Genomic DNA, 21,755 nt, shown 5'->3' with positions numbered 1-21,755 from the left:
TTGGCCACCATGAAACGTCTGCTGGCCAGTGCCGTTATCGCCATTGGCCTTTCGGCCTCGGCAAGTCTGCTTGCCGACAGCGAACCCCGACAGCTGCTGGCGCGTTCCGTCAGCGCTGCCACCCCGCTGCAACTGCCCAGCGACGACCGTGACTGGCTCGCGCGACGACAGCGGCTGGTGCTGGGTAGCTCCCGGCCTGACTATCCACCGTTCGAAATCAACGTCAGCCAGCGTGACTACGAAGGGCTGAGCGCCGATTACGCCGGCATCATCGCCGAGCAACTGGGTATTGCGATCGAAGTGCGCCGGTACGACAGCCGCCATGAAGCCATCGCGGCCCTGCGCGAGGGCCGGATCGACCTGCTGGGCAGCTCCAACGCATTCGAGGCGGCGGACGCCGAGCTCAACCTCAGTACCCCCTATGCCGATGATCTGCCTGTCGTTGTCACCCGCAAAGGCAGTGACCTGAAGAATGCGCGTGACCTTGCCGGCATGCGCCTGGCCATGGTCGACCATTACCTGCCGGCCAGCGCCGTGCACGCCCTGTATCCCAAGGCCCAGCTAAGCCTGTATCGCTCAACCCTGGCCGGCCTTGCCGCTGTCGAGCTCGGCGAGGCCGACGCCTACCTGGGCGATGCGATCAGCACCGATTTCACCATGGGCAAGAGCTACCAGAACACGCTGAAGATCGACCACTTCAGCCAGGTTGCCCCTGGCGAGTTCGCCTTTGCCTTGGCCAGCGACAACCCGCGCTTGCACCGACTGGTCGATCAGGCGTTGGCCCGCATCAGCGAAAGCGAACGCCTGAACATCCTGCGCCGCTGGAGCAGCGGCAACACCAGCCTGCTGCTTCAGCGCCACCTGTCAGTGCTGAGCGCAGAGGAGCAAGCCTGGATAGCCAGCAATCCGACCGTCAACGTGCTGGTCAATACCGGCCTGGCACCCCTCACATTCAACGATGCCCAGCACCGTCCCAGCGGCATCACCCTCGACCTGCTCAAGCAGATCTCCCTGCGAACGGGGCTGCATTTCAAACCGCTGGAGAGCTCCTCGGCGCAGGAAATGGTCGAACGTCTGGCCCGCGGTGAGGCGCAGATGATCGGTGCCCTGGGTTATGGCGCAGACCGTTCGAAGCAGATGCGCTATACCCGCCCCTACCTGGTCAGCCCAAGGGTGCTGGTCACCCGCAACGATGGCTCCGCACCGGCGCAGGCCAGGGCACTGGACGGTCAGCGCATCGCCCTTGTGCGCGGCTCCCCGCAACGGGCGGCGCTGGAGGGACGCTTCGCCCAGGCCAAGGTGGTCGAGGTGGACAACCCGCTAGGCCTGATGGAAGCGGTGGCCAACGGGACTGCCGACGTTGCCCTGAGCAGCCATATCAATGCCGCCTACTACATCAGCCACGTGTTCAAGGACCGCCTGCGCATCGCCAGCGTGCTGGATGACGACGCGGCCGTGGCCGCCTTCGCCGTGGCCCCGGACCAGCCTCAGCTGCAAGCCATTCTCGACAAGGCACTGCTGAGCATTCCCCCCGATGAACTGAACCAGCTGATCAACCGCTGGCGGACCAGCACGCTGGTCAGTGACAGCGCCTGGCGAGATTACCGCACCCTGACCTTGCAGGTGCTGGTGCTGTCCGGCCTGCTGCTGGCAGGGGTGGTGTTCTGGAACAGCTACCTGCGCAAGCTGATCAACCAGCGCACCGAGGCAAAACACGCGTTGCAGGACCAGTTGGCGCTGAGCCGCGGGCTGCTCGAACAGCTGCGTCAGGCCAAGGACGACGCCGAACAGGCCAGCCAGACCAAAAGCACCTTCCTGGCGACCATGAGCCATGAAATCCGAACCCCCATGAATGCCGTGATCGGCCTGCTGGAGCTCGCCCTGGAGGACAGCCGCAGCGGCCGGTGCGACACCCAGACTTTGCAGACCGCCCACGACTCTGCGATCGGCCTGCTCGAGCTGATTGGCGATATCCTGGACATTTCCCGTATCGAATCCGGGCATATCACCCTGCAACCAGTGCCCACCAACCTGGTCGAGCTGCTGCGGGCCACCCTGCGCGTGTTCGAAGGCAATGCCCGGGCCAAGGGCTTGCACCTGCACGGTGAGCTACCCGCTGCGCCGGTCTGGGTGCTGGCTGATCCGCTGCGGCTCAAGCAAGTGCTGTCCAACCTGATCAGCAACGCCATCAAGTTCACCGACCGCGGTGAAGTCCAGGCCAGCCTGTTGCTGCCAACGGTCGCCGGCCACAGCATGCTGGCGGTCGAACTGAACGTGCGCGACACCGGCATCGGCATCAGCCCTGCCGACCAGGCCCGACTGTTCAGTGCCTTCGTCCAGGTCGACGGCCCGCGCGCACGGCAGGGTGCGGGACTGGGGTTGGTCATCAGCCGCACACTGGCCGAATTGATGGGCGGCACCTTGAGCTTGCAGAGCGTCGAAGGGGTCGGCACCCGTGTGCAAGTCAACTTGCAGCTGCCCACCTGCGCGGCACCCGTACAAGCTGAACAGGAAGTGCCGGCCCCTGAAAGCAGCGGCGGGCCGCTGAATATTCTGGTGGTCGACGACTACCCCGCCAACCTGCTGCTGCTGGAGCGCCAACTGCACACCATGGGGCATCGTGTGACCTTGGCGCAGAATGGCGAAATCGCCCTGGCCCACTGGCAGGACGGATGCTTCGATTTGGTGATCACCGATTGCAGCATGCCGGTCATGGACGGCCACGCGCTTACCCGGCGTATCCGTAGCCTGGAGGCCGACCTTGGCCTGCCGGCGTGCCGGATTCTCGGGGTAACGGCCAATGCCCAGGCCGAGGAGCGTACCCGCTGCCTGGCCAGCGGCATGGACGAATGCCTGTTCAAGCCAATTGGCCTGCGCACCCTCAAGGCGCACCTGACGCAGGCACGCCCTCGGCAACAGCCCCTTAAAGCAGCCCACGGCGGGTTCGACCTGGCCGAGCTGCGCCACTTGACCCAGAACGATGAGCAGTTGACCCGGCATTTGCTTGAGCAGCTGTCACAAAGCGTCGACGAAGACCTGGCCGCCCTGCGCGCGCTGTCCCCAGACGCCCCGGATGAGGACGTGCGTGCCTTGGCTCATCGCATCAAAGGCGGGGCCAGGATGATCAGGGTACGCACCGTGGCCACCGACTGTGAAGCCATCGAACACGCCCACGCGCAGGGGTTGCCCACGGTTGAGCAGCGCGCACAACTTCAAGCCAGCCTGCAGGCGCTGCTTGAAGAGATGCGCGAAGCCCTCAGTGCAATTGAAGCGTCGAACTGATCTGGCTGATGGCATCGACCACATGCCGTGAGCCTTGCTGGATTTCCATGATCACCGTGCCGGCCTCATTGGCCAGCGCGACGCCGTGACAGGTGCGGTTCAGGCTTGACTGCATGCTGGCTACCGCCAACAGCGACAGGTCGTGGTTCTGTCGCACCACATCGACGATTTCCAGGGTCGCCTTGCTGGTCCGCGCCGCCAGATTGCGCACCTCGTCAGCCACCACGGCAAAACCGCGCCCATGATCACCGGCGCGGGCTGCCTCGATGGCCGCATTCAAGGCCAGCAGATTGGTCTGGTCAGCAATGCCACGGATGGTCAGCACGATCTGCCCGATCACATCCGACTGCTTGCTCACGGCATCGTTGCTACGCGCCGCGTCGTTCAATTCGTGGGAAATCTGCTCGATCACCTGCACCGTCTGCTGCACCACCTCGGTGCCCTTGCGCGCGCAGGCGTCGGTCTGCACTGAACTGGCATGTGCCGCATCGGCGGCGCTCTGCTGGGTGCTGACCTGGCGAGTGATGTCGCTGGCGAACTTGACCACCTTGTACAAGCGGCCCTTGCTGTCGAAAATCGGGTTGTAAGAAGCTTCCAGGTAAACCGTCTGGCCTTGCTTGTTGACACGCTCGAAGCGGTGCGAGTGGTATTCGCCACGGTTGAGCGAAGCCCAGAACTCACGGTACTGGGCCGACTCGCGCTCATGCGCCAGGCAGAACAGCCCGTGGTGGCGGCCGACCACTTCATCGTGGCGGTAGCCCATGGTGTCGAGGAAGTTCTGGTTGGCCTTGATCACTCGGCCTTGCGGGGTGAACTCGATCACCGCCATGGAGCGGCCGATGGCTTTGAGCAGGCTTTCGCTTTCGTGCTCCAGCACTACCCGCTGGCTGATGTCGGACGCCACCTTGATCACGCTGCTGACCTGGCGCTGTGCATCCAGCACCGGCATGTAGCTGGCTTCAAGCCACACCTCGCGGCCCGCCTTGTCGACGCGCTCGAAGGTGCCGCTGATGGCCTTGCCCTGCCCCAGTTCCCGCCACAGTTGCTGGTACTCGGCGCTTTTTGCGTAGCCCGGCTCACAGAACAGTCGGTGGTGCTTGCCCCGCAGTTCTTCGGCGCTGTAGCCCATGGCTTGGCAGAAACGCTCGTTGGCATCAAGGATGGTGCCGTCGGGGGCGAACTCGATCATCGCCATGGAGCGGCTGATGGCTGCGAGCTTGGCCTGCGCATTGGCCAAGGCCTGCTGGCTACGCTGGATCTCGACCAGGTCGGACTTGCGGTGGAAATCGAACATGACGCCGGGCTCCTTTATGCGCGGTGTCCTGAGCATAGATCGCCGTTAGCGCAGTGCAAGCAATGTGCTATCACTTTGTAATTAATACATTTTAATGACTACACACGCTCCAGGAGGCTCAGGAGCTCTCCCGCACCATCAACTCGAAGCCCAGGTCCTGCTGCGCGTTCGGCACCCGCTTGCCATCGAGCAAGGCCAGCAGCGCCTGCGCCGCGCCCCGGCCCACGGCAGCCCGCGGTGTGCGAATCGAGGTGAGCCGCGGAACCATGTGCGCTGACGCCGGCAGGTCGTTGAAACCGACCATTGCCACCTGCCGCGGCACCTCCACCCCTTGGCGCAACGCCTGCAGCACCGCACCCTGGGCCAGGTCGTCGTTGCAGAAGAAGATGCCGTCGACATCCGGCGCCTGCTGCAGCAACTGGCTGAACAACACGCTGCCCAAGGCAATGGATGAAGGCTCCGGCGCCAGCACTTCCAACTCGGCCGCCTGCAGCCCGGCTTCGGCGAGCGCCTGGCGGAACCCGTCGGCACGCTGCATCACGCGCGGGTCGAGCTGCGCCGCAATGAACGCCAGGCGCTTGCGCCCACGCTCGATCAGGTGCCGGGCGGCAGCGCGCCCGGCCTCTTGCTGGGAGAAGCCGACCGACAACGCCCCGGCTTCGCCGTTGAGTTCCATCATGTGCACGCAGGGCACGCCACTGGCGGCCAGCATCTGCCGCGACGCGTCGCTGCGCTCGAACCCGGTCAGCAGCATGCCGCAGGGCTGGTACGCCAGATAATTGCGGATCAGATTCTCTTCTTCGGCAACGTCATAGTGATAGTTGCCGATCAGCACCTCGAGCCCACGCGGGCGCATGACTTCGTGAATGGCCTCGAGGGTGTCGATGAACAGCTGGTTGGACAGCGACGGGATCAACACCACCACCGAATGGCTACGCGCCGAGGCCAGGGCCCTGGCCGCCGGGTTGGCCACATAGCCCAGGCTCGCCGCTGCGGCGGCGACCTTTTCCACCAGCTCCGGCGCAACCGTGCTGACCCCGCGCAAGGCGCGGGAGGCGGTAATCGGGGAAACCCCGGAAAGCCTGGCAACTTCGGCCAGGGTGGGACGACCTGTAGTACGGGAGCCGGTTCGGGACATGGATGTTGTAATTTTACTACTTGCAAGGATGGGGAACGGCCACTAAGGTAGCGCTGTCTCAGGACGCAGGCAATGTAATCTTTGGTAGCAGCCACCGCGCGCTTGCCGCCAGGCGTCCATACTGCGTAAGGACAAGACCAATAACACCGGGGAGGTGGCTGTTCGTCGGCGACGAGACAGCGCTATCTCACCCCGCAGGAGGTACTGATGAATTCTCCCCTGTCCGCCATCGTGGTGATGGGCGTGGCCGGTTGCGGCAAAAGCTGCATCGGCGCTGCCATCGCTGCCAGAAGCGGCGGTCGCCTGATCGAAGGCGACGCTTTTCACCCTGCCGAAAACATCCGCAAGATGAGTGATGGCATCCCGCTGGACGATACCGACCGTGCCGGCTGGCTGGTCCGCCTTGGTGAAGAGTTGCAAGCCACCACACACGCCGGAGAGCGCCCGATCCTGACCTGCTCGGCACTCAAGCGCCGCTACCGCGACACCCTGCGCGATGCGATGCCGGGGCTGGTATTCGTGTTCCTCGAACTGTCGCCCGCCGAGGCTGAAAAACGCGTGCTGGCCCGCCCGGGGCATTTCATGCCGGCAAGTCTCATCGACAGCCAGTTCGCTGCTTTGGAATCGCCGCGCGGCGAGCCATTGACCTTGGCACTGGACGCCACGCAACCCATCGAAGTCCTGGCCGAAGCGGTAGACCGCTGGCTAAAGCGCTGCGGTGAGCCGGGCCTGGCGCAAACCGCCTGATCGCGGCGGTTTGCTTGGCTCACCAAAGACAGCGCTACCCCGATCCGCATATACACGCAAAGTTCAAAAAAGCTCCGCCAAAAACAACGATAAGACCGAGGCCTTCACACCATGTTCGGACTGGCTACTGACACCTTCCTGCTGCTCGACGCGTTGGTTACCATCATCGGGCTGATCCTGCTGATCACCCATTTCAAAGTGCACCCGTTCGTCGCCCTCACCCTGGCGGCCGGGTTTCTCGGCCTGACCTCCGGTATGCCGGTGGCCAAGGTGATGAAATCGTTCCAGGACGGTTTTGGCGGCGTGCTCGGCTTTGTCGGCATCGTGCTCGCACTGGGCACCATGCTCGGCAAGCTGATGGCCGACTCCGGCGGTGCCGACCAGATCGCGCAAACGCTCATACGTGCCTTCGGCAAGAAGAACGTGCACTGGGCCATGATGTTCGCAGCCTTTCTGGTTGGCATCCCGCTGTTCTTCGAAATCGGCTTCGTACTGCTGATTCCGCTGGTGTTCATCGTCGCCCGGCGCTCTGGCGTGTCGCTGGTCAAGATCGGCATTCCGCTGCTGGCCGGGCTGTCCGTCGTCCACGGCCTGGTGCCCCCGCACCCGGGCCCGCTGCTGGCAATCGGCATCTTCCACGCTGACATCGGCAAGACCATCTTCTATGGCCTGATCGTGGCCCTGCCCACCGCGATCATTGCCGGCCCGCTGTTCGGCAACTTCATTTCCCGCTACATCCCGGGCAACCCGTCGCAGGAATTGATGGACCAGATTGCCAAGGAGTCCGACCAGGGCAACCTGCCGAGCTTCAGCATTACCCTGATCACGGTGCTGCTGCCGGTGGCACTGATGCTGCTGAAAACCTTTGCCGATGTGGTGCTGCCCGCCGAGCACATCGTGCGCCAGTGGATGGACCTGATCGGCCACCCCATCACCGCCCTGCTCGCGGCCTTGCTGCTGGCCTTCTATACCTTCGGTTCGGCGCGCGGCTTCAACCGCCAGCAGATCATGAAGATGCTCGACCAGAGCCTGGCGCCGACCGCTGCCATCGTGCTGATCGTCGGGGCCGGCGGCGGCTTCAAGCAGATGCTGGTGGACACCGGTGTCGGCAACGTGATCGGGCAAATGGCGGTACAGGCGGAAATCTCGCCCATCATGCTGGCCTGGCTGGTGGCGGCGGTGATCCGTATCGCCACCGGTTCGGCGACGGTGGCAACCATTACCGGCGCCGGCATCGTTGCCCCGGTGATCGACCTGGTGCCTGGGGTCAACCGCGAACTGCTGGTGCTGGCCACCGGCGCCGGTTCGCTGATCCTGTCCCACGTCAACGACGCCGGCTTCTGGCTGGTGAAGCAGTACTTCAACATGACCGTCGCCGAAACCTTCAAGACCTGGAGCATGATGGAGACCATTCTTTCGGTGGTCGGCATCATCTTCATCATGTTGCTGTCGCAGGTGGTGTGACCGTTGATCGGGGTCATGGCACCTTGACGCTTCGGGTAGGGCCGAAGGGAAGTATGCGCCCTACCTGAAGCAAAGGAGCCTGCCATGAACCGCTCAAGCATTCTGTTGATAGCCCTGCTCGCCTCGCCGCTGGCGTTTGCCGTCGGCACCGGCCCCACCTACCCTGACGACCCGCATAATCCGGCACCGAAGCCGGGGGTGGACAGCACCCTCAACCCGATCGAGAAGCCGATGCCCAGGGATACCGACCCGCGCATCCAGGGCAACGACCCTGAAAGCCCGCCGGCCCGGCAGGATGACAACCGTGATTTGCCGGGGATGGATGGCAGTGGCTCGGAAGGGGCCGGGCGTCAGGGTGGGGCAGATAGTCAGCGTTAATCGCCGTGGGAGCAGGATTACGCCACGGGGATCGCACCTGTTAGCCCTGATGCGATCCCCAGCTCGCTGGCTGGCCGCCGATTGGGCTGCATAGCAGCCCTCTCTCACCACTGCCGCTTGTCAGGCCGGGTAAGCCCGAGTTTCTCGATCCGGTAACGCAACATGTCCCGCGACAGCCCAAGCATTCGCGCCGACTTGGTAACGTTCCAGTCCGTGCGGTCCAGGGTCTTGCACACCAGGTCGCGCTCCATGTCTGGCAGGCTTGTCCCAGGCTCCGGATCATGCCGCGGCATTTCGTACACCGTGGCAGTCGGCTGCGCCACCAGCGGCTCGTCGATCAAGGTCATGCACAGGTTCAACTGATGCGCCTGCACCACCTCGTTCGGGGCCAGCAGCACGGTTTGTTCCAGCATGTTGCGCAGCTCGCGCACATTGCCTGGCCAGGTGTAACTGAGCATCAGGCTTTCGGCCTCGGCAGAAAACCGCAGGTTCGGCTTACCATAACGCCGGCCGTGGTGAGCCAGGAAGTGCCGTGCCAGCATCAGCACGTCCTGCCCACGCGCATGCAAGCGCGGCACCTTCAAGGCAATGATGCGCAGGCGGAAGAACAGGTCGCGGCGGAACTTGCCCTGCTGCACCATCTGCTCCAGGTTGCAGTTGGTAGCGCTGATCACCCGCAGGTCGACCTTGCGCTCCTTCACCGCGCCGATCCGGCGAATGCTGCGGTCTTCCAGCAACTTGAGCAGCTTGGCCTGCAGCACCAGGTCCATCTCGCCGATCTCATCCAGGAACAGGGTGCCGCCGTCGGCCGCTTCCACCAGGCCGACCCGGCGCTCCTTGGCATCGGTGAATGCGCCCTTTTCATGGCCGAACAGCTCGGCCTCCAACAGGTTGGCGGGGATCGAGGCGCAGTTGAATTCGATGAACGGCCCTTTGCTGCGCGAGCCGTCAAAATGCAGGGCACGGGCCACCAGCTCCTTGCCCGTGCCGGTGTCGCCTTCGACCAGTACCGGTGGCAGGTCGTCGCTGGCCATGCGCCGCTCGGCATCCAGCACCTGGCGCAGGGTGTGCTTGAGGCTGAGCATGGCCGGCGACTCACCGATCAACGCCTGCAGCCCGGACTTCTGCGCCTCGCGCTCCTGGTAGAACGTCAGCGTGCGCTCCATGCGCTCGGCAGCCAGTGCCTTGTCCAGGGTCAGTTTGAGCTCGGCCAGCACCACCGGCTTGGTCAGGTAATGGAAGGCGCCCTCCTTCATGGCCTGCACGGCATCTTCGACGTTGCCGTAGCCCGTCATCATGATCACCTTCAGGTCCGGCGCCTGGGCCACCAGCGTGCGCAGCAGGTCGTGCCCGCTCATGCCGGGTAGCGAGTTGTCGGTGAGCACCGCGTCGGGCTGAGCCCGCTTGATCTGCTCCAGCGCAAGCTCCGCGCTATGGCACACGGTGACCTCGAAGCCCTTCAGGCTGAGGTAGGTACGAACGTTGTCGGCGAGGATTTCATCATCCTCGACTACCAGGATGCTGTGCTCCATGGTCCCCTCCCGCTGCGATATTGAATGTAAGGCTGACGCGGGTTCCTTCCTCTTCCCGGCTGCTCAGGCTGACCGAGCCGCCAAACCGCTCCATGATGCGTTTGACCAGGGCCAGGCCGACACCGAGCCCCCCCTGCTTGGTGGTGTAGAACGGTTTGAACACCATGCGTTCCTGCTGCTGGCTCATGCCTTTGCCGGTGTCGGTAAGCACGAACTCGGCACGCTGGCCTTCCTGCACATTGACCTGGGCGGTCAGCATGCCACCGGAGGGCATGGCCTCCAGGGCGTTGGAGAACAGGCTGTTGAGAATCTGGGTGAGCTGCAGCGGCTGGCTGGCGACCCACTGCACGTCAGGGCCTTCGAAGTGAAAGCGCACACCGTTGCGCTCGATCTGCTGGAAGAAGGCCACGTGGGTGTCCTCGATGGCAGCCACCAGGTCCACGGCCTCGGCCTCGTCGCTGGTCGGGCGCAACGACACCAGCAGGTCACGTACCCAGCATGACATGCGGTCGACCTGGCTGATAATGTCGGTGATGTTCTTCTGCGCGGCAGGGTTGGCGATCTCCTGGGCCAGCTCTGCGCTGGAGCGGATGTTGGCCAGCGGGTTGCGCAGGCTGTGCGCCACTGCGGAGGACATTTCCCCCAGCGCCACGTAGGTTTCGCTGGCCACCAGCCGGTCCTGCTGCAAGCTCAGCATTTGCGCCGCCCTGCGCACGATCCAGAACAGCCCGAAGTAGATCAGTGCCCCGCCTACCAGTGTGGAGGCCCAGATCAGCACGTAGCCGCGCTGGATGCGGCGGATCAGGTCCTGCGGTTCCTTGTAGATTTCCACCATGGCCAATACCTGCTCGCCCTGGCTGTCGAACAGCGGGATGTAGTTCTCGATGAACAGGTATTGCGGCTCACTCTGGAACTTCTGCTCTTCGCGACCTTGCTCAGCCTTGTGGTAGCTGGCCGACACCGCCTTGCGCGAGCGGAAGGCGCGGTCCAGGTCGCCATCGGCTTCTATACGCTTGCCGATCAGCACCGGGTTGGTCGACCAGACAATGGTGCGATCGCGGGCATAGACGTTGGCCAGCAAGGTATCCGGCAGGTGCTCGACATGGTCGAGGAACTCGACCCGGGTCGACTCGGCCAGTGCCGGGCTGACCTGCAGGTGCTGCTGGTCCAGGCGCGGGTCGAGCAACTCACCCATGGTGGTGCCTGGCGGCAACTGCGAGTGGCGCACTTCGGCCTGGGCCATGGCCTGGATGAACTGGGCGGTGAGCATGGCATCGCGCTGTACGCTGTCGCGTACCACGAAGCGCGTCGAGACGTAACCCAGGCCACCCGCCACCGCAGTGATGATCAACAGGCTGATGACCGAAAACCAGCGCAACAGGTTGAATTCACGCAATGGCACGGCGAGACCGCTGGGGGTCGCACTGGCCTTGTCGGAAGCTTCGTTTTCCAGCATCTGCATCGCGTGGTTCCCGCGCAGGGCGTCCGTTCAGAAATGCATCAAGGCAAATGGCAGTAGCCGTTTGAGAGCATCCCGCTTGGGCAGCCGCAGCTGCCATTCATCGCGTGTTGCGCTTGGTCAATCACGTAGCAAAAAATCAGCCAGCCCGATACTGAAAGAATAATAGGTATATTTTTCAGCCGGTTACCGCGTTTTATTAAAAATACTCGGAGGTCAATGCCCCACAATTGGGTACTTTTCACCCCAAAACCAGTAAAAGCATATATATCAAATAGTTAGCGAATATAGTTAATGCCTCTAGGTGCTTTTTGCCAAACGAAAGTTCAACGACACTCGCGTCCCGTGGCCTTCACTGCTACTGAGCCGTACCGTGCCGCCGAAGCGCTCCATGATGCGTTTGACCAGCACCAGACCCACGCCCAGACCACCCTGCTTGGTGGTGAAAAACGGCCGAAAGGCCATGCGCTGCTGCGCTTCGTTCATGCCTTTGCCATTGTCTGACAGGCGCAGGATCAGGCTGCTCCGGTCTTGGCGCACCACCTCGATACGCAGCCGCCCACCCTGCTCCATCGACTCCAGGGCATTGGCGATCAGGCTGCTGAAGATCTGCCGCAGTAACGCCGGGTGGCCCAGCACCTGCACCGCCGGTAACGGCTGCAGGTCCAGGCTCACGCCGCCGCGCGCCAACGGCACGGCGTAGGTCTGCAGGCTTTCCTGCAATGCCTGTGGCAAGTCCACTGCCACGGCTTCATCGTTGAGCGGGCGCAGCGACTGCAACATCTGGCGGATCCACTGCGACATGCGGTCGACCTGACTGATGATGTCGTTGACATTGCGTTGCGCCGGGCCTTCGTCGAACGCCTGGGCCAGTTCGGCACTGGAGCGGATGCTGGCCAGCGGGTTGCGCAGGCTGTGGGCCACCGCCGATGACACCTCGCCCAGCGCCACATAGGTTTCATTGTTGATCAGGCGCTTCTGCTGCACCGCCAGCAACCGCGCTGCGCGGTGCATGATGCCGTACAGGCCGATGTAGACCAGCGCCGCGCCGACGGTGATCGCCAGCCAGATCAGGATCAGGCCATGCTCGATGCGCACGATCAGGTCGTGGGGTTCCTTGTAGATCTCGACCATGGCCATAACGTGGTCGCCATCGGCGTCGAACAGCGGAATGTAGTTTTCGATGAACAACTGCTCGGGCGGCGTGACGAATTTCTGCTCGGCGCGGGCCTGCTCGAAGTTGTGGTAGCTGGCCGAGACCCGCATCTTGTATTCAAACGCCCGATCCAGGTCGTCGTCAGCGTCGATCAGCTTGCCGATCAGCGCCGGGTTGCTGGACCAGATCACCGTGCGGTCCGGGGCATAGATGTTGGCCAGCAGCATGTCCGGCAGGTGGGCGATGTGGTCGAGGAACTCGCCGCGGGCCTTGCGCCGGGCATCAGGGTCGACACCCGGCAGGGCCATGTGGTCGGTACGCGGGTCGAGCAGTTCGCCCATCGTGCGCACATTGGGGATCGACACGTGGCGCACTTCGGCGTCGGCGATGGAGGTGATGAATTGCGCGGTGAGCAAGGCGTCGCGCTCGACACTTTCGTCGATGATGAACCGGCTGGAAATCAGCCCCAGCCCGGCGGCTACCGAAAGAATGATGGCCAGGCTGACCCAGGCGTACCAGCGCAGCAGGTTGAACGGCTTGCGCGGGGCGGCCAGCTCGCTACCGGCAGGCACATCCATAGCGTCGGAACGAGGGGCGATGTCCATGACGGACTCCACAGCTGGGCACCTTGAGAAGGTTATAGCCCAGAGTTGGGGGGACCATGGTATTAAATTAATGGCGCCCGCCGAAGGGTATTACCCAGGCTGTGCACTCACCGCTGGCTCAGAGCGGCGAATCATCTGCCAGGCCCTGCAGCTTGCGGTACTCCCTCAGCACAGTCGGTACATAGCGCCGGGTTTCGGCAAAAGGCGGTACAGCACCGCGCCGCAGCACGGCATCCGGCCCGGCATTGTAGGCCGCCACGGCCAGGGTGATATCGTTGTCGAACAGCGTGAGCATGCGCTTGATGTATCGCGCACCGCCCTGCACGTTGTCTTCCGGGTCCAGCCGGTCCTCCACACCCATTTCGCGGGCAGTATCCGGCATCAGCTGCATCAACCCCACCGCACCGGCCCGCGAGCGGGCCTTGGGGTTGTAGCCCGATTCGGCCTTGATCAGCGCATGCAACAACGCCTGGGGTACGTTGTGGACCTTCGCCGCCGCCGCGACCACCTCGGCGTACGGCCGCCCGGTGATCATCTGTGCATTGGCCGGGCCGGCCAGCGCCAGCGGCTCGCTGATCACCTTTTCGTAGTGGCGCCCGGGTCGATGGACGTTGGTCAGTACGTAGCCGCCCTTGGCATCGATGGAAATATACACATCGGCCTGGGCAGCACCTGCCGTCAGCCAGATCAAACCAAGGATGAGTCCACGCATGTCGGTCGCCTCTTCGTCGTGGCCCCCGATGTGGGGGAAATGCCCCGGAAAACCCGAGGTCGATGACCACGACGCAAGCACTGTGCCGCTTCCTGTGCCGCATGGCTCAAGGCCCCGAGGCAGACGTGCACGGCTGTTGCATGGTGACTGGAAACGCGTGTTCCCATGCAGTGGAGGGTTTCATCATGCAGCGCAGAACCAACCCGCAACGTGGCTTCACCCTGCTTGAACTCCTGGTGGTGCTGGTGGTGCTCGGCCTGTTGGCCGGCATCGTCGCGCCCAAGTACTTCAGCCAGCTCGGGCGCTCCGAGGCCAAGGTGGCGCGGGCGCAGATAGAGGGGTTGAGCAAGGCCCTGGACCTGTACCGCCTGGAGGTCGGCCACTACCCCAACAGTGAGCAAGGCCTGCAGGCCTTGGTGGTCGCCCCCAGTGGCGAGGCCCGCTGGACCGGCCCGTACCTGCAGAAGGCCGTGCCGCAGGACCCATGGGGCCGCGCGTACATCTACCGGCAACCCGGCGAGAACGGCGGCGAATACGACTTGCTGTCGATGGGCAAGGATGGCCAGCCCGGCGGCGACGGGGAAAACGCCGAAATCACCAGTTGGCAGTAAGGAGAGCGGCCATGCGCTACAGCCTCAAGGCCCTGGGCAGACAGGGCGTGGTGCAATTGCAGATCGACGCCGATGACGCCGACCAGGCCCGGCGCCAGGCCGAACAACAGGGCCTGCGTGTGCTCAGCCTGCGCGGCCAGGGCGGTGCCCTGCGCGGCATGGCCTGGCGCCGCGAGGCCGCGTTCGACCTGGTGCTGTTCAGCCAGGAGCTTTCTACCCTGCTCAACGCCGGCCTGCCGCTGATCGACGCACTGGAAAGCCTTGCAGAAAAGGCCCCCGCTGCCGCAGCGCGCAAAGTGCTGAGCGAGCTGGTACGCCAGCTGTACGAAGGCCGCTCGCTGTCCCAGGCATTGGGCCAGCAGCCACGGGTGTTCCCGCCACTGTACGTGGCGCTGGTGCAGTCCAGCGAACGCACCGGCGCGCTGGGCGATGCCCTCGCCCGCTACATCAGCTACCGCCAGCGCCTGGACCTGGTGCGGCAAAAGCTGGTGGGGGCCTCGGTGTACCCCATGCTGTTGTTGTTGGTGGGGGGTGGCGTGGTGCTGTTCCTGCTGGGCTACGTGGTGCCACGCTTCAGCCAGGTGTTCGAGGGCATGGGCACCGAATTGCCCTGGCTGTCACGGGTGCTGATGCAGATCGGCTTGTTCTTGCATGCCCAGCAACTGCCGCTGGCCCTGGGCACCGTCGGTGGGGTCACGGCGCTGTGGCTGTTGCGCCGCCACCCACGGGTGCGACGCTGGGCGTCCTGCCAGCTGCGGCGCCTGCCGGCACTGCACCAGCGCCTGATGATGTACGAGTTGGCGCGCTTCTATCGCTCGCTGGGGATCCTGCTGCAAGGCGGTATCCCCATCCTCACCGCCATGGGCATGGCCCGTGGCCTGCTCGGCAGCGCGGCGGCGCAGGGCCTGCAACAGGCCAGCCAGCGCGTGGGCGAAGGGCTGCCGCTGTCTGATGCACTTGAAGCCGGGCAACTGGTCACGCCGGTATCACTGCGGCTGCTGCGCGCAGGCGAGCAGTCTGGCAACCTGGGCGAGATGCTGGAGCGCTGCGCCGACTTCCATGACCAGGAAATCGGCCGCTGGGTGGAATGGTTCGTCAAACTGTTCGAGCCGCTGCTGATGACCTTCATCGGCCTGCTGATCGGCCTGATCGTGATCCTGATGTACATGCCGATCTTTGAGCTGGCGTCGAGCATTCACTGAATCGCCAGCCCCGACCATGCGTGGCGTCGGTGAATGATCCGCACCTATCATTCAGCGTGATATTAACCTTCGGCCCGTTCGATTCGTGCCTTGCGCGCAACACACTCACACTCCGCCCACTACTAATACATTGGCGGAGTTCTCCATGGAACAATCACTCAAACCCTTGCGCTTCCCCCTCGCTGCCCTGGCAGTGGTGGTGATCAGCGCTTGCGGTCGAACCCCCGACGCCGTGCAGGCTCCCGCCGCGCCAAAAGTCACCGTGGCCAAAGTGCTCGAACAACCGATCAACGAATGGGACGAGTTCACCGGCCGCCTCGAAGCCCCGGAAACCGTCGAAGTACGCCCACGGGTCTCCGGCCAGATCGATCAGGTAGCCTTCACCGAGGGCGCCCAGGTCAGGAAAGGCGACCTGCTGTTCCAGATCGACCCGCGCCCGTTCCAGGCCGAGGTGCGCCGCCTTGAAGCCCAGCTGCAACAGGCCAAGGCCACCGCCATCCGCAGCGCCAACGAAGCCCGCCGCGGCGAGCGCCTGCGTGACAGCAACGCCATTTCTGCCGAGCTGGCCGAATCGCGCAGCAGCGCCGCTGCCGAGGCCCGAGCCGGCGTCGATGCGATCCAGGCCCAGCTCGACCTGGCGCGCCTGAACCTCAGCTTCACCCGCGTCACCGCGCCCATCAGTGGCCGCGTCAGCCGCGCCCAGTTCACCGCCGGCAACATTGTCAGCGCCGATGTCACCCCGCTGACCAGCGTGGTGTCCACCGACAAGGTCTACGCCTACTTCGACGCCGACGAGCGCGTGTACCTCAAGTACACCCAGCTGGCCCGTGAAGGCCAGCGTGGCCAGAGCACCCCGGTGTACCTGGGGCTGACCAACGAAACCGGCAACCCGCACCTGGGCCAGATGAACTTCGTCGACAACCAGGTCAACCCGCGCACCGGCACCATCCGTGGCCGCGCGGTGTTCGACAACCGCGACGGCCAGTTCACCCCGGGCCTGTATGCACGCCTGAAACTGGTGGGCAGCGCCCAATACGACGCCGTGCTGATCAACGACGAAGCCGTGGGCACCGACCTTGGCAAGAAGTTCGTGCTGGTCATGGACAAGGACAACAAGGCCGCCTACCGCGCCGTGGAGCTGGGGCCGAAGCTCGAAGGCCTGCGCATCGTGCGCAGCGGCCTTGGCAAGGATGACCGTATCGTGGTCAAGGGCCTGCAGCGCGTGCGCCCTGGCTCGGCAGTCACCCCGGAAGAAACCGCGATGGCCAGCGAACAGACCCTCGCCGCCCTCGCCCAGCAGCGCCAGGCGCTGGAGGCCAGCAACCCGGCGCCGAAAGTGGCGGGCAACACAGTAAAAGCCGCCAGCGCCCAAGCGCCACGCGGTTAAGGGACCACTCCGATGAACTTCTCGAAATTCTTCATTACCCGGCCGATCTTCGCCGCGGTGCTGTCGCTGATACTGCTGATTGCCGGTTCGATCTCGCTGTTCCAGCTGCCGATCAGCGAATACCCCGAAGTGGTGCCGCCCACCGTGGTAGTGCGCGCCAACTTCCCCGGGGCCAACCCCAAAGTGATCGGCGAAACCGTCGCCGCGCCGCTGGAGCAGGCCATCACCGGTGTCGAGAACATGCTGTACATGTCCTCCCAGTCCACCGCTGACGGCAAGCTGACGCTGACCATCACCTTCGCTCTGGGTACCGACCTGGACAATGCCCAGGTGCAGGTGCAGAACCGCGTCACCCGCACCCAGCCCAAGCTGCCCGAGGAAGTCACCCGCATCGGTATCACCGTCGACAAGGCCTCGCCCGACCTGACCATGGTCGTGCACCTGACCTCGCCGGACAACCGTTACGACATGCTCTACCTGTCCAACTACGCCATCCTCAACATCAAGGATGAGCTGGCGCGCCTGGGCGGCGTGGGCGACGTGCAGCTGTTCGGCATGGGCGACTACTCCCTGCGCGTGTGGCTGGACCCGAACAAGACCGCTTCGCGCAACCTCACTGCCAGTGATGTGGTGGCAGCGATCCGCGAGCAGAACCGTCAGGTGGCCGCCGGCCAGTTGGGCGCCCCGCCTGCCCCGGGTTCGACCAGCTTCCAGCTGTCGATCAATACCCAAGGCCGCCTGGTCAACGAGGAAGAGTTTGAAAACATCATCATCCGTGCTGGCGCCGATGGCGAAATCACTCGCCTGAAGGACATCGCCCGGGTCGAGCTTGGTTCCAGCCAGTACGCCCTGCGCTCGCTGCTGAACAACCAGCCCGCCGTGGCCATCCCGATCTTCCAGCGCCCAGGCTCCAATGCCATCGAGATCTCCGACGAAGTGCGGGCGAAGATGGCCGAGCTGAAGAAGGACTTCCCCGAGGGCATGGACTACAGCATCGTCTATGACCCGACCGTATTCGTGCGCGGCTCCATCGAAGCTGTGGTGCATACGCTGTTCGAAGCGCTGGTGCTGGTGGTGCTGGTGGTGATCCTGTTCCTGCAGACCTGGCGCGCCTCGATCATCCCGCTGCTGGCCGTGCCCGTGTCGCTGATTGGTACCTTTGCGGTGATGCACCTGTTCGGCTTCTCGCTCAACGCCTTGTCGTTGTTCGGCCTGGTGCTGGCCATCGGTATCGTGGTGGACGACGCCATCGTCGTGGTGGAAAACGTGGAGCGCAACATCGGCCTGGGCCTGAAACCGCTGGAAGCCACGCAGAAGGCCATGAGCGAAGTCACCGGGCCGATCATCGCCACCGCCCTGGTGCTGTGCGCCGTGTTCGTGCCTGCTGCGTTCATTTCCGGTCTTACCGGGCAGTTCTACAAGCAGTTCGCCCTGACCATTGCCATCTCGACGGTGATTTCGGCGTTCAACTCGCTGACCCTGTCGCCAGCGCTGGCTGCCGTACTGCTGAAGGACCACCATGCACCCAAGGACCGTTTCTCTCGGTTCCTGGAAAAACTGCTGGGCAGCTGGCTGTTCGCCCCGTTCAACCGCTTCTTCGACCGCGCCAGCCATGGCTATGTTGGCGGCGTGCGCCGGGTCATCCGCTCCAGCGGCATCGCCCTGTTCGTGTATGCCGGCCTGATGGGCCTGACCTACCTGGGCTTCTCGTCTACCCCGACCGGTTTCGTACCGTCGCAGGACAAGCAGTACCTGGTGGCATTCGCCCAACTGCCGGATGCAGCGAGCCTTGACCGCACCGAAGCGGTGATCAAGCGCATGAGCGAAATTGCCTTGAAACAACCTGGCGTGGCCGACTCGGTGGCCTTCCCTGGCTTGTCGATCAACGGCTTCACCAACAGCCCGAACAGCGGCATCGTGTTCACCCCGCTCAAACCGTTCGACCAGCGCAAGGACCCGAGCCAGTCGGCAGCGGCCATTGCGGCGGCGCTCAATGCCCAGTTCGCCGACATCCAGGACGCCTACATCGCGATCTTCCCGCCACCGCCAGTACAAGGCCTGGGCACCATCGGCGGCTTCCGCCTGCAGATCGAAGACCGTGGCAACCTGGGCTACGAAGCGCTGTACAAGGAAACCCAGAACATCATCGCCAAGAGCCACAATGTGCCGGAACTGGCGGGCTTGTTCACCAGCTACCAGGTCAACGTGCCGCAGGTCGATGCCGCCATCGACCGCGAGAAGGCCAAGACCCACGGCGTGGCGATCAACGACATCTTCGATACCCTGCAGGTCTACCTGGGCTCGTTGTACACCAACGACTTCAACCGCTTTGGCCGCACCTACCAGGTCAACGTCCAGGCCGAGCAGCAGTTCCGCCTTGATGCCGAGCAGATCGGCCAGCTGAAGGTGCGCAACAACCTGGGCGAGATGATCCCGCTGGCAACCTTCCTCAAGGTCAGCGACACTTCCGGGCCGGACCGGGTGATGCACTACAACGGTTTCATCACCGCTGAAATCAACGGTGCAGCAGCCCCTGGCTACAGCTCCGGCCAGGCGGAAGCTGCGATCGAGAAGCTGCTGAAAGCGGAACTGCCCAACGGCATGACCTTCGAGTGGACCGACCTGACCTACCAGCAGATCCTCTCGGGCAATACCGCGCTGTTCGTGTTCCCGCTGTGCGTGCTGCTGGCCTTCCTGGTGCTGGCCGCCCAGTACGAAAGCTGGAGCCTGCCGCTGGCGGTGATCCTGATCGTGCCGATGACCCTGCTGTCGGCCATCACCGGTGTGATCGTGTCGGGTGGCGACAACAACATCTTCACCCAGATCGGCCTGATTGTACTGGTGGGGCTGGCATGCAAGAACGCGATCCTGATCGTCGAGTTCGCCAAGGATGAGCAGGCCAAGGGCCTCGACCCGCTGGCGGCGGTGCTGGAGGCCTGCCGACTGCGCCTGCGGCCGATCCTGATGACCTCGATCGCCTTCATCATGGGTGTGGTGCCACTGGTGTTCAGCTCCGGTGCCGGCTCGGAAATGCGCCATGCCATGGGCGTGGCAGTGTTCTCTGGGATGATCGGCGTGACGGTGTTCGGCCTGTTCCTGACCCCGGTGTTCTTCTTCCTGATTCGCCGTTTCGTCGAGCGTCGCCAGGCCCGCAAGGCCGAGCGCGTGCAAGTGCTGGAGAACCACGCATGAACCTGCTCAAACCCCTGACCCCAAGCCTGCTGGCACTGGCCCTGGCCGCCTGTGCAGTCGGCCCGGACTACAAGGCGCCAGCCACCGAGCCTGCGCAGCTGAGTGGTGACGTACAGGCCAAGGCCTATGACCGCAGCCGCTTCGAAAGCCTGTGGTGGAAGCAGTTCGACGACCCGGTGCTGAACCAGCTGGTGCAGGCTTCGCTGGAGGGCAACCGGGATCTGCGCGTGGCCTTCGCCCGCCTGAAGTCGGCCCGCTCGATTCGTGAAGACGCCGAGAACGATCAGTTGCCGGTAGTCACCAGCCGCGCCAGCAGCGACATCGGCAAGGGCCAGATTCCTGGCCAGGCGGATAACCGGGTGAACAGCGAGCGTTACGACCTGGGCCTGGACATGGCCTGGGAGCTCGACCTGTTCGGCCGGATCCAGCGCCAGATCGAGGCCAGCGAAGCTCAGGAAGGGGCGGCCGCCGCCGACCTGCAGCAGTTGCAGGTCAGCCTGATCGCCGAGCTGGTCGATGCCTACGGGCAACTGCGAGGTGCGCAGCTGCGCGAGAACATCGCCCTGGCCAACCTCAAGACCCAGCAGGAATCACGCAGCATCACCGAAACCCTGCGCGATGCCGGCGTCGGCAACGACCTCGACGTGGTTCGCGCCGATGCGCGCCTGGCCGGGGTAGAAGCCACCGTGCCGCAGCTGCAGGCCGTACAGGCCCGGGCGCGACACCGTATCGCCACCCTGCTCGGCCAGCGCCCCGACGCGCTCAGCGTAGACCTGTCGCCTAAAGCCCTGCCGGCCATCACCAAGGCCCTGCCGGTGGGGGACCCGGGTGAACTGCTGCGCCGCCGCCCCGACATCCGCAGTGCCGAACGCCAGCTGGCAGCCGCCACCGCCAACGTCGGTGTGGCCACGGCCGACCTGTTCCCCCGCGTCAGCCTCAGCGGCTTCCTTGGTTTTACCGCCGCGCGGGGATCGCAGCTCGGCTCCTCGGCGGCCAATGCCTGGGCGCTGGGCCCGAGCATCACCTGGGCGGCGTTCGACCTGGGCAGCGTGCGGGCCCGCCTGCGCGGTGCCAAGGCCGATGCCGAAGGGGCATTGGCCAACTACGAACAGCAGGTGTTGCTGGCCCTGGAAGAATCGGCCAACGCCTTCAGCGATTACGACAAGACCCAGCAGCGGCTGTTGTCGCTGATGCGCCAGAGCGACGCCAGCCGCAAAGCGGCGCAACTGGCCTCGATTCGTTATCGCGAAGGGACGGTGGACTACCTGGTGCTGCTGGATGCCGAACGCGAACGGCTTAGCGCTGAAGACGCGCAAGCACAGGGTGAGGTCGAGCTGTACCGCGGCATTGTCTCGATCTACAAGGCCCTGGGCGGCGGCTGGCAACCGGAAGCGGTGGCCATCGCGCACTGATACATCCTGTTTCAACGGCTCCTTTGGTTGGATTCTCCCCCAGCCGTTTGCCCTGCAGGCTTTGGTCTGCGGGGCTTTTTTATGGGGGTTCATGATGTATGCCGCACCCTCTTCGGCGCTCGGTGTGTGCATCACCTCAATACCGAGCCGAACACATGGCAGCCCTCACTCGGTCCCCCACCAG

At 64.1% G+C, this 21,755-nt stretch carries 14 protein-coding genes and 2 pseudogenes; 9 read left to right on the top strand and 7 right to left on the bottom strand.

All coding sequences use genetic code 11. The features are described 5' to 3' along the window. Nucleotides 1–9 precede the first annotated feature (9 nt). Nucleotides 10–3,282 (top strand): transporter substrate-binding domain-containing protein, encoded by a 3,273-nt coding sequence (locus AC5O5R_RS13105; RefSeq protein WP_494515450.1) that lies wholly within the window; start codon nucleotides 10–12, stop codon nucleotides 3,280–3,282. Here AC5O5R_RS13105 and AC5O5R_RS13100 read toward each other — a convergent pair. The 3 genes and pseudogenes from AC5O5R_RS13100 to gnuR form a co-directional block, all read right to left on the bottom strand. Continuing rightward, nucleotides 3,257–3,691 (bottom strand): annotated as a pseudogene (locus AC5O5R_RS13100) (methyl-accepting chemotaxis protein); the annotation flags it as partial. The gene AC5O5R_RS13105 and the pseudogene AC5O5R_RS13100 sit on opposite strands and share 26 nt — an antisense overlap. Nucleotides 3,692–3,793: 102 nt before the next feature. Next, nucleotides 3,794–4,576, bottom strand: a pseudogene (locus AC5O5R_RS13095) (PAS domain-containing protein); the annotation flags it as partial. A gap of 118 nt (nucleotides 4,577–4,694) precedes the next feature. Then, complete coding sequence (gnuR, locus tag AC5O5R_RS13090) at nucleotides 4,695–5,714, bottom strand: transcriptional regulator GnuR (protein ID WP_172225784.1); 1,020 nt, start codon at nucleotides 5,712–5,714, stop codon at nucleotides 4,695–4,697. Between the two features lie 207 nt (nucleotides 5,715–5,921). On the opposite strand from gnuR, the gene AC5O5R_RS13085 reads away from it, so the two are divergent. The 3 genes from AC5O5R_RS13085 (at nucleotide 5,922) to AC5O5R_RS13075 (ending at nucleotide 8,303) form a co-directional block, all read left to right on the top strand. Continuing rightward, the gene (locus AC5O5R_RS13085; RefSeq protein WP_172225781.1) at nucleotides 5,922–6,461 is read left to right on the top strand and encodes a gluconokinase; all 540 of its coding nucleotides are present in this window, start codon (nucleotides 5,922–5,924) and stop codon (nucleotides 6,459–6,461) included. A gap of 111 nt (nucleotides 6,462–6,572) precedes the next feature. Further along, a complete protein-coding gene (locus AC5O5R_RS13080; protein WP_172225778.1) occupies nucleotides 6,573–7,925 on the top strand; it encodes a GntP family permease in 1,353 nt (450 codons plus the stop codon). A gap of 84 nt (nucleotides 7,926–8,009) precedes the next feature. After that, nucleotides 8,010–8,303, top strand: coding sequence for a hypothetical protein (locus tag AC5O5R_RS13075; RefSeq protein WP_172225775.1), 294 nt, complete (start codon nucleotides 8,010–8,012; stop codon nucleotides 8,301–8,303). 104 nt (nucleotides 8,304–8,407) lie between these two features. Here the strand turns inward: AC5O5R_RS13075 and AC5O5R_RS13070 are convergent, their stop codons facing one another. From AC5O5R_RS13070 to AC5O5R_RS13055, 4 genes are all read right to left on the bottom strand, one after another. Further along, nucleotides 8,408–9,835 carry a sigma-54-dependent transcriptional regulator gene (locus tag AC5O5R_RS13070; protein WP_172225772.1) on the bottom strand — a complete coding sequence of 476 codons (1,428 nt, stop codon included), beginning with the start codon at nucleotides 9,833–9,835 and terminating at the stop codon, nucleotides 8,408–8,410. Continuing rightward, nucleotides 9,804–11,297, bottom strand: coding sequence for a sensor histidine kinase (locus tag AC5O5R_RS13065; protein ID WP_494515449.1), 1,494 nt, complete (start codon nucleotides 11,295–11,297; stop codon nucleotides 9,804–9,806). Before AC5O5R_RS13065 ends, AC5O5R_RS13070 begins: the two co-directional genes overlap by 32 nt. Before the next feature lie 297 nt (nucleotides 11,298–11,594). Next, nucleotides 11,595–13,055 carry a sensor histidine kinase gene (locus AC5O5R_RS13060; protein WP_172230159.1) on the bottom strand — a complete coding sequence of 487 codons (1,461 nt, stop codon included), beginning with the start codon at nucleotides 13,053–13,055 and terminating at the stop codon, nucleotides 11,595–11,597. A gap of 118 nt (nucleotides 13,056–13,173) precedes the next feature. After that, nucleotides 13,174–13,767 (bottom strand): transglycosylase SLT domain-containing protein, encoded by a 594-nt coding sequence (locus AC5O5R_RS13055; RefSeq protein WP_172230156.1) that lies wholly within the window; start codon nucleotides 13,765–13,767, stop codon nucleotides 13,174–13,176. A 185-nt stretch (nucleotides 13,768–13,952) separates the two neighbouring features. On the opposite strand from AC5O5R_RS13055, the gene gspG reads away from it, so the two are divergent. The 5 genes from gspG (at nucleotide 13,953) to AC5O5R_RS13030 (ending at nucleotide 21,571) form a co-directional block, all read left to right on the top strand. After that, the gene (gspG, locus tag AC5O5R_RS13050; RefSeq protein WP_014861762.1) at nucleotides 13,953–14,378 is read left to right on the top strand and encodes a type II secretion system major pseudopilin GspG; all 426 of its coding nucleotides are present in this window, start codon (nucleotides 13,953–13,955) and stop codon (nucleotides 14,376–14,378) included. An 11-nt stretch (nucleotides 14,379–14,389) separates the two neighbouring features. Beyond that, nucleotides 14,390–15,580 (top strand): type II secretion system F family protein, encoded by a 1,191-nt coding sequence (locus tag AC5O5R_RS13045; protein WP_172230153.1) that lies wholly within the window; start codon nucleotides 14,390–14,392, stop codon nucleotides 15,578–15,580. Nucleotides 15,581–15,725: 145 nt separating this feature from the next. Continuing rightward, complete coding sequence (mexE, locus tag AC5O5R_RS13040; RefSeq protein WP_172230150.1) at nucleotides 15,726–16,967, top strand: multidrug efflux RND transporter periplasmic adaptor subunit MexE; 1,242 nt, start codon at nucleotides 15,726–15,728, stop codon at nucleotides 16,965–16,967. A 12-nt stretch (nucleotides 16,968–16,979) separates the two neighbouring features. After that, nucleotides 16,980–20,159 carry an efflux RND transporter permease subunit gene (locus tag AC5O5R_RS13035; RefSeq protein ID WP_494515448.1) on the top strand — a complete coding sequence of 1,060 codons (3,180 nt, stop codon included), beginning with the start codon at nucleotides 16,980–16,982 and terminating at the stop codon, nucleotides 20,157–20,159. Then, nucleotides 20,156–21,571 (top strand): efflux transporter outer membrane subunit, encoded by a 1,416-nt coding sequence (locus AC5O5R_RS13030; protein ID WP_172228039.1) that lies wholly within the window; start codon nucleotides 20,156–20,158, stop codon nucleotides 21,569–21,571. The genes AC5O5R_RS13035 and AC5O5R_RS13030 overlap by 4 nt, the downstream gene beginning before the upstream one ends. Nucleotides 21,572–21,755 lie beyond the last annotated feature (184 nt).

It is taken from the genome of Pseudomonas sp. 8_5_2 (assembly GCF_059295255.1).
This window is presented reverse-complemented; position numbering and strand designations above follow the sequence as displayed.

Bases quoted from the DNA above. Each gene is read 5' to 3' on its own strand.
- AC5O5R_RS13030 (WP_172228039.1), top strand. From the start codon at position 20,156: ATGAACCTGCTCAAACCCCTGACCCCAAGCCTGCTGGCACTGGCCCTG.
- AC5O5R_RS13035 (WP_494515448.1), top strand. From the start codon at position 16,980: ATGAACTTCTCGAAATTCTTCATTACCCGGCCGATCTTCGCCGCGGTG.
- AC5O5R_RS13070 (WP_172225772.1), bottom strand. From the start codon at position 9,835: ATGGAGCACAGCATCCTGGTAGTCGAGGATGATGAAATCCTCGCCGAC.
- gspG (WP_014861762.1), top strand. From the start codon at position 13,953: ATGCAGCGCAGAACCAACCCGCAACGTGGCTTCACCCTGCTTGAACTC.
- AC5O5R_RS13060 (WP_172230159.1), bottom strand. From the start codon at position 13,055: ATGGACATCGCCCCTCGTTCCGACGCTATGGATGTGCCTGCCGGTAGC.
- AC5O5R_RS13045 (WP_172230153.1), top strand. From the start codon at position 14,390: ATGCGCTACAGCCTCAAGGCCCTGGGCAGACAGGGCGTGGTGCAATTG.
- AC5O5R_RS13080 (WP_172225778.1), top strand. From the start codon at position 6,573: ATGTTCGGACTGGCTACTGACACCTTCCTGCTGCTCGACGCGTTGGTT.
- AC5O5R_RS13075 (WP_172225775.1), top strand. From the start codon at position 8,010: ATGAACCGCTCAAGCATTCTGTTGATAGCCCTGCTCGCCTCGCCGCTG.
- AC5O5R_RS13055 (WP_172230156.1), bottom strand. From the start codon at position 13,767: ATGCGTGGACTCATCCTTGGTTTGATCTGGCTGACGGCAGGTGCTGCC.
- mexE (WP_172230150.1), top strand. From the start codon at position 15,726: ATGGAACAATCACTCAAACCCTTGCGCTTCCCCCTCGCTGCCCTGGCA.
- AC5O5R_RS13065 (WP_494515449.1), bottom strand. From the start codon at position 11,297: ATGCAGATGCTGGAAAACGAAGCTTCCGACAAGGCCAGTGCGACCCCC.
- AC5O5R_RS13085 (WP_172225781.1), top strand. From the start codon at position 5,922: ATGAATTCTCCCCTGTCCGCCATCGTGGTGATGGGCGTGGCCGGTTGC.
- gnuR (WP_172225784.1), bottom strand. From the start codon at position 5,714: ATGTCCCGAACCGGCTCCCGTACTACAGGTCGTCCCACCCTGGCCGAA.
- AC5O5R_RS13105 (WP_494515450.1), top strand. From the start codon at position 10: ATGAAACGTCTGCTGGCCAGTGCCGTTATCGCCATTGGCCTTTCGGCC.